The 7,068-nt window shown below is 34.2% G+C and carries 4 protein-coding genes; all 4 read right to left on the bottom strand.

Going from position 1 to position 7,068, the window contains the following annotated elements; genetic code table 11:
* Window positions 1-1,408: UvrD-helicase domain-containing protein (locus H6A13_RS12335; protein WP_204909844.1), on the bottom strand; the 1,408-nt coding region annotated here is incomplete at its 3' end.
* 3 nt (window positions 1,409-1,411) lie between these two features.
* A complete protein-coding gene (locus H6A13_RS12330; protein ID WP_204909843.1) occupies window positions 1,412-3,292 on the bottom strand; it encodes an ATP-dependent nuclease in 1,881 nt (626 codons plus the stop codon).
* A gap of 22 nt (window positions 3,293-3,314) precedes the next feature.
* On the bottom strand, window positions 3,315-4,811 hold the full coding sequence (locus H6A13_RS12325; protein ID WP_204909842.1) for a DUF3800 domain-containing protein: 1,497 nt from the start codon (window positions 4,809-4,811) through the stop codon (window positions 3,315-3,317).
* 29 nt (window positions 4,812-4,840) lie between these two features.
* The gene (locus tag H6A13_RS12320; protein ID WP_204909841.1) at window positions 4,841-6,952 is read right to left on the bottom strand and encodes an N-6 DNA methylase; all 2,112 of its coding nucleotides are present in this window, start codon (window positions 6,950-6,952) and stop codon (window positions 4,841-4,843) included.
* Window positions 6,953-7,068: the final 116 nt, after the last annotated feature.

The following is a 7,068-nucleotide window of genomic DNA, read 5'->3' as shown; positions in this document are numbered from 1 at the left end:
CTATATGCATAATTTCCAACAGCCCAGTTCTTATTTTTTTTCTGTTTTCCGGCTGCACTGTTTTAAGAATAGAATTAAATGCCGAAGAAGATCTATTAATTTCTTTCAAAGGATACTTTCTCATTAATTTGTAAATTCCTTTAGCTATGTACTCTACCTTTATGGAAAATTCTCCTTTTTGTCTCATCTGTTCCTCAGCAATCCAAAAATAATCAATCAACTTATTTGGCATTTGTTTCTTTGCTTCAGGATTATAATCTGCAAAATAATTACTCACACCCATTGTGTTCTCTGATTTATGAACCATTCCTAATACATGGCAGCCATATTTTCTATACTTTACTAATTCCTCGTGTGTAAAACTTTCAAAGATCAAATCTGCAAACTTATCTATAACAACACTTTCTGCTCCCTCATCAAATAAAAAAATCGTATGTTTTATATCCCTTTTGGTAAAAGGTAAGCACTCTCCTATCATTTTGCTTTCATTCAAGGCAACACCATTGGCCAATTTCGCTATTTCAGGAACAAATCTTTTACTGTTTAACATTTGTAACGCATTTGCTCTTGGGAAATGCTTCACATCTTCCATTTTTTCATATGAATTAAAAATTGCCTGATTGCTATCTCCATACGCCTGATAAAAACTATTATAGAATGGCTTTTCATAAATTTTATCAAATAATTCCCATATTTGTTTTTTTGTATCCTGAGCCTCATCTATAAAAATAATAGGAAATCTCATCTGAATTAGTTTTGAAAGTATTGCTTTGCATTCTAGTCCTCTTGTTGCATACAGTTCCATTTCATTGAAAGTAAATTCCCCTCTACGTCTTGATTCCGTAATAGATTTTACTACATTCTTATAGGTAGTTGTCTCTTCACCCAATTTAACATCTAATTTATAAGGTAACTCCAGCGGATCACACACATACTTATCTTTTCCGTGTGCCTCTAACCATGTTTTTGTCCATATGTTACCCCATCTCCGCTCAACCACATAATCTGTATCAACAATATTTACAGGACATCCACAACTCCTCAAAAAAGGCATTGCAAAAAATGTATCAAAAAATGATTGAATTGTCCCTATAAAATGCGGGTAAGATAATAATCTTTTTCCAACGCTCAAACTTCCTAAACGTTCTTCTATTTCTTCCCGTGCAACATTCGTGTGAGACAATACACAGATTCCACGGTTTGACCATTTCCATCTTCGAGATAATATTGCCAATTTAGCCACTAAGATCGTAGTTTTTCCACTTCCCGGACATGCATGAATATCTACCGATTCCATATTCTTTAAAATCCGGATTCTACACTCGTCCAGTTGAATATCTGGCATTATTGTTTTGACCCATTCAATATCCTCATCTGTGATTTGAATTTCGAACATTTCTTTATCCATACCCTAGATTCCTTCTATATCAGCTGTCACATATTCTATCGCTTTTACTAAATAATTTGGTAATATTTTCACTATATCTTCAACTGGTTTTTCCTTAAATTTGCATTCCAAATCGAGCCCAAATTGCTGAGCAAACTCTGCCTTAGATACAAGCTTATGCGAAAAAAATGAGTAAATATATGATGCTTTTGCTTCTTTGCTATCATATTCATTATATTTTTCTTTATAGTCTTTTAACAATTCCTCGTTTTTCTTACTCTTTAACTCTGCTGCACGTAAAGTTGCAATTGTCTCCAGCATTTCTTCACCTAATCCATTTGCAGCCATCTCATATTCTAACGTCCACTGTTCTGGAATAAATGTTTTGACTTTCTGCCCATTTGCTTTTTCTTCAATCTCATGTATATACTTCTCTTTATCTGTTATCTCAGATTCCACTTTCCATTTACGATTTTTCTTTGGCCAATTCTCTTCTTTGTCATATGTTTCATCAATACAAATGGCAGGCGCACAATCCGGCATTACATCTCTATCTGTAATACATGATACAGGAATGTTTATCTCATCCCCATTTTTTCTCTGGAAAATCCTTGCATATCTTCTAAGTCCTGTGCTCTTAACATCAACAATAGATACTCCATAGTCTGTCAAATTTCTGTGCAATAAATTTGCAAGTGTTGGCAGTAGCAGTGCTTCTCCTGGACCTTCTACAATAATCACACCCCTTGCGAAAAAAAGATTTGCTTTCGTAGCATCTAAATAGCGCTCCAAATACTTATAATCTGAAGCATCCAAAAGTGTTTCTCCTGCTCTCATAGAGAATGCTTTTCGATTTTGAATCAAAAGTAAATTATTAAGTTCCACTACTGAAGCCAATAGTGGAGAATGGGTTGTCAATATTATCTGTTGATTTTTCCCTTTGTTTTGCATAGATTGAATGAGTTTTAATTGTCTTTGGGCATGGATGTGCGCCTCTGGTTCTTCAATAAGCATAAATGTACTTAATTCCTTATCATCCTGATTCAGCAACATCTCACAAGCCATACTCATCAAATTACTTGTTCCTAGCCCTACATGGCCATAATTCGATCCAGAATCCCTCTGAATATTCAAATCTAATTTTTCTAACAAAGAATGTATTTTTTTCTCATCCGTATTACCATCTCCAGAAACTGTAATTTCAGTTTGTACAGCATCACTACTTAACATCAATTCAGCATTCAAAATATCGCTAATTCCTTGATTTACCCCCTTTATCTTTTCATGGTTAGCAAGCAAATGATTAGACAAATCAAAAATGCCAGCAAGCGATAATTTGTTGATATCAATTCCTTCCCTATATTCTCTTTCACCTGTATTCAAATCTGGTACACTACTTAATATTTGAGCTAAGCGAGAACTCCTTCCAGATCTCATTTGTGCTTGTGCATCTCTTAATGGTTTTAAATACGTTACTCGCAGCAATTCACGAGCTTCTGCTGATGGTGCAGATACATCGCCATTCCTGCCACAGTTTATACTCACAAACGTCCTATGTGGCTTTACATTCGTCATATACTTGGCAGTCCAATTAAGTATTAAAATTTCTTCACTTTTTGTATATGTTAAGCACTCCATAAAAGCAGCTTTTTCTTGAATCGTAAGATCAGAGAATACCACTGTAATATGTATTTCATTCTGCGTATTTTCTTGATAATAATCGGACAGTTCCACACGTTGCCACGTCTGATCTGTTGTTCCTAATACATACCGAATTGCATCTATGACAGTTGATTTTCCACAATCATTTTCTCCAATAAGTACAGTTACTCCTGGATTAAAATGAAATATCGTCTTTTCCTTAAAAGCTCTAAAATTTTCGGTTTCAACTGAAGATATATACATAACACATCCTCCATAAAGTTCTTTATAAAATATCTACATAATATCTTCCATCAATCAGTGAAAACAATACTTCTTCCGGAAAATAATTCTCGCCTCTATTAGCTAGTCCAACAGTCGCCATGGCCCACTCTTTATATTCATTTGGTAACCTATAGCAAATCAACTTATCATTATCGGAAATTGTGACTAATGGAACTCCGTTTTTCGCAAATCCAACTGACCATACATAATACTTATTCTGTCCTTCATAAAGTGGTAACATTGGTTGCTTGTCTATATCCTTATAAACTTTTGCACCTCTTTGATTACAAAAAAAATCTTTGCCATCATCCGGCAATGGATCAAGTGGCAATTTATTTCTCATAATTCTGTAACGTTCTTGCAAGCTCTCACAGACATAAGCATTATAATATTCTGGTTGCATCTCCAACTTACCTTTTCGGATTTCATCAACATTTTTAAAATGATTCATATACTGTAGTAACGCTATAAAAGAAACTAAATTGTCAGCATAAATTCCTGCATACGTTTTATACCAATAATCGTTGTTCTCACAAATAACTTTGTATAATTTCTTATACAAATCAAGTTGTCTTTCGCTAAGGACAAACCAACCAGAGTCGAGAAGTGTTTTCTCTATTTTTCCATCCTTATAATCACCATTCAACGATACCTTCAAAGACTGCATCAATTTGGATATTAATCCTGCTAACATATCAGCCATTCTAATTCCAACATAATTCCTAGAATCTTCTTCGGTAACATTTTCCAAGCCGACAAGCATTGCCGAATTTAATGTATTGGATGCAACACCCTCTCTGTCGATTAACAACTTATAGTCATTAATGTTCATCTCAATCAATAATTTCTTGAATCCATCAAAAGATGGAAAATATATCCATTCTAAAGACTTTGGTAGTTCAACATCTTCAAGTAAAAAGAGTATATCCTCAAATGCTTTACTCTCACGTTCTTTCAAAGGAATGCTAGCTTGATTTTTACTAATCTGCTCTTCCAAAAACAATCTTAATTCTTTTACAAAAGTATACGGATCTTTATAAATTGCCTCTATCACCTTTTGTGGACGATATACATTAATTGCTTTGATAATTGAATATTTCATATAATCAACATCTACAATCATCGAATTATGATAATCTACAAATAACTGATTAATCACATATTCAATTTTGCTGAATACTGAAAAATAAACAATAATCCTGCTATCAAAGAGTGAAATAAGATCCTCATAAAATTCGATTGTGTGTTTATTAAGTGATGCAAAACCAAGAGTAAAATCCTTTGCCTTCATAGTCTGACTTTTCAATTCACCATTCTTTTTTCTATAATCATACTTTTCTTCAAATGCAAGATATTTTTCAGAAATATTTGCATCTTCCTCCGAAGACCAGCCAACGATTGCAGTTATGAAATTATCATAATAATTACTGGATATAACAGTCTGATAATTAATCTTCCTACTATGCTCAGTTTCATCATAAAAAAACATATATCTCATATAATTTGCTTTATAACCTCGACTAATATCTATAACACTTGAAGTAACTCTTCTATACGGTCAGCTATTCTCCTCTGCTCAGCCAGAGGTGGTAAAGGAATAATAGCTGATGACACTTTGTCTTTATTCAAATTGTCTACTGTTGCACCTGATGCCTTTTGTACAAATTGTCTATATGCGTATTTTGAGGAAAGAAGCCAATATAAATAGTCTAAATCAAAAACATTTTTACTATTTCTCAACAATAGCCAACCATCATGAATACATCCCTCAATTTTTGATATGTATGGCCTACCAAAGCTCATAGAATTTGTCAGAAGGAAATCCCCCGGATATACTTTCCTACTTTTCTTTTCTCCTTCAGGTTTGATTTTTTCTTTTGTTGAATATATATATTTCCCTTCCTTCTCAACATCACCAATTTTAATCCAATTAATTCCATTTTCTTCTTCTGTCATATATGCTTTTATTGGTCTTGGCGAACCCCCTCTCTCAATTTCCATTGCCCATCCAAGTCTTATCCATCTCCAATTCTTTGGAATATCAAAAGGCTTATCTTTATCCGGTATTTTTTCTTCACATAAAGTATTCGCAATTCCATCATCTGGTAACTGAATAGTTAATTTTCCCTGAATACCTGCATCAATCAATTTACTTTTAAACAACTCACAATCCGCCATCAATTTATCCTGTAGTATTTTTATTGAATTAAAACGCTCTCCTTGAATAGACGAATTATTTAACATCGCTGTCTTAATTAACATAACCGCATCAGAAATTCCTTCCGCTTCTGCTTGAATATTTTCAGTAATTTCTAATAACGTTCGTTCATCATTTTCATCCAAATTTATCCATTTAAAATCAAGATTATTCATATCTTGGATTTCTTTTTCTGAAAAACATCGCCAACGACCATTTGGATTTGCAACTGTATATGTAGGTTTTCTATCTTGTTCATGTCCAGAACAATAGCAATCAACAAATTCTTGCAAATCCACTCTTTTCAGAGGCTTTGTAACTAAAGTATGTTTAACGCCAGTTCGATAATCATAAACCCAAATATCTTTAGTCGGTTTTCCTTTCTCAAAGAATAAAATATTTGTCTTAACTCCATTAGCATAGAAAATACCCGTAGGAAGTCGAAGAATTGTATGTAGATTGAAATCCTTAAGGAGTTTTTCTCTTACCTTTTCGGTTGCGCCTGTATCTGTAAGCACACTATCCGGAAGTACTACACCAGCTCTACCACCTGTCTTAACAATAGACATGATGTGCTGCAGAAAGTTAACTTGGTTATCGCTTGTCCTCACAAACTCGGGCCTGTTGGCTGCAACTTCTACACTGCCTTGAGGTCTTGTACCAAATGGGGGATTAGCCAGAATCACATTGTACATCTTATCAGATGTATCAATAAGCGAATCCTGATATGCAATAGGACTCTTATTCACGCCAATATCATGAAGATACAAATTCATAGATGCAAGCGTTACTACAAGTGCTGTATTATCTGCACCAAACAAAGCATGGTTCTTTAAGAACTTTTGCTTCTCCACATCCTTACTCTGACCTTTCATATGTTCATAAGCTGCAAGTAAAAATCCTCCTGTTCCACAGGCAGGGTCTGCCACTGTTTCACCAATTTTAGGATCTACCACTTCCACAATTGCCTGAATAAGTGCTCTTGGAGTGAAATACTGTCCTGCACCACTTTTCTTATCCTGTCCATTCTTTTCTAAGATTGATTCATAGATAGCACCCTTTAAGTCCCCCTCCATCATGTACCAGTCTTCATCTGCTACCATTTCAATAACCTTAGCAAGCATAACCGGTCTATCAATCTTATTACTTGCTCTTGTAAAAATTGTTCCAATTAAGCCTTCATCCTTAGAAAGCTCATCGAGGATTTCTTCATATTTATCTATAAGATCTGTTCCGCTAAGATCACATAAATCTTTCCACTTGCAGCCATTAGGAATTGAACTTCCAAGTCCTAATTCTTCTTTTTCATTATCCATCTTGAGAAATAAAATATATGTAAGCTGTGTTATATAATCTGTATATCCAACACCTGCTGCTGCCATTACATTTGCTATATCTCCAACCTTTTTAATTAATGCTGCTTCACTTTTTTGATTTGCCATACTATGCCACGTATAATCCAATCATATTAGATAGTGATTGGATTTTCTCCTTTCTCCCAGTTTCTACTGGGTAATTCAATCCTAATCTGATATATTTACTTAAGCACTGTGGATCT

This window comes from Mordavella massiliensis, assembly GCF_016902415.1.
GTDB classification, from domain to species: domain Bacteria; phylum Bacillota; class Clostridia; order Lachnospirales; family Lachnospiraceae; genus Merdimonas; species Merdimonas faecigallinarum.
Note: the sequence above shows the minus strand (reverse complement) of the source record. Positions and strands in the feature narration are given on the sequence as shown.

What these genes read in the sequence shown, in the direction of transcription:
- H6A13_RS12330 (WP_204909843.1), bottom strand. Translation starts at nt 3,292, where the DNA reads ATGTATATATCTTCAGTTGAAACCGAAAATTTTAGAGCTTTTAAGGAA.
- H6A13_RS12325 (WP_204909842.1), bottom strand. Translation starts at nt 4,811, where the DNA reads ATGAGATATATGTTTTTTTATGATGAAACTGAGCATAGTAGGAAGATT.
- H6A13_RS12320 (WP_204909841.1), bottom strand. Translation starts at nt 6,952, where the DNA reads ATGGCAAATCAAAAAAGTGAAGCAGCATTAATTAAAAAGGTTGGAGAT.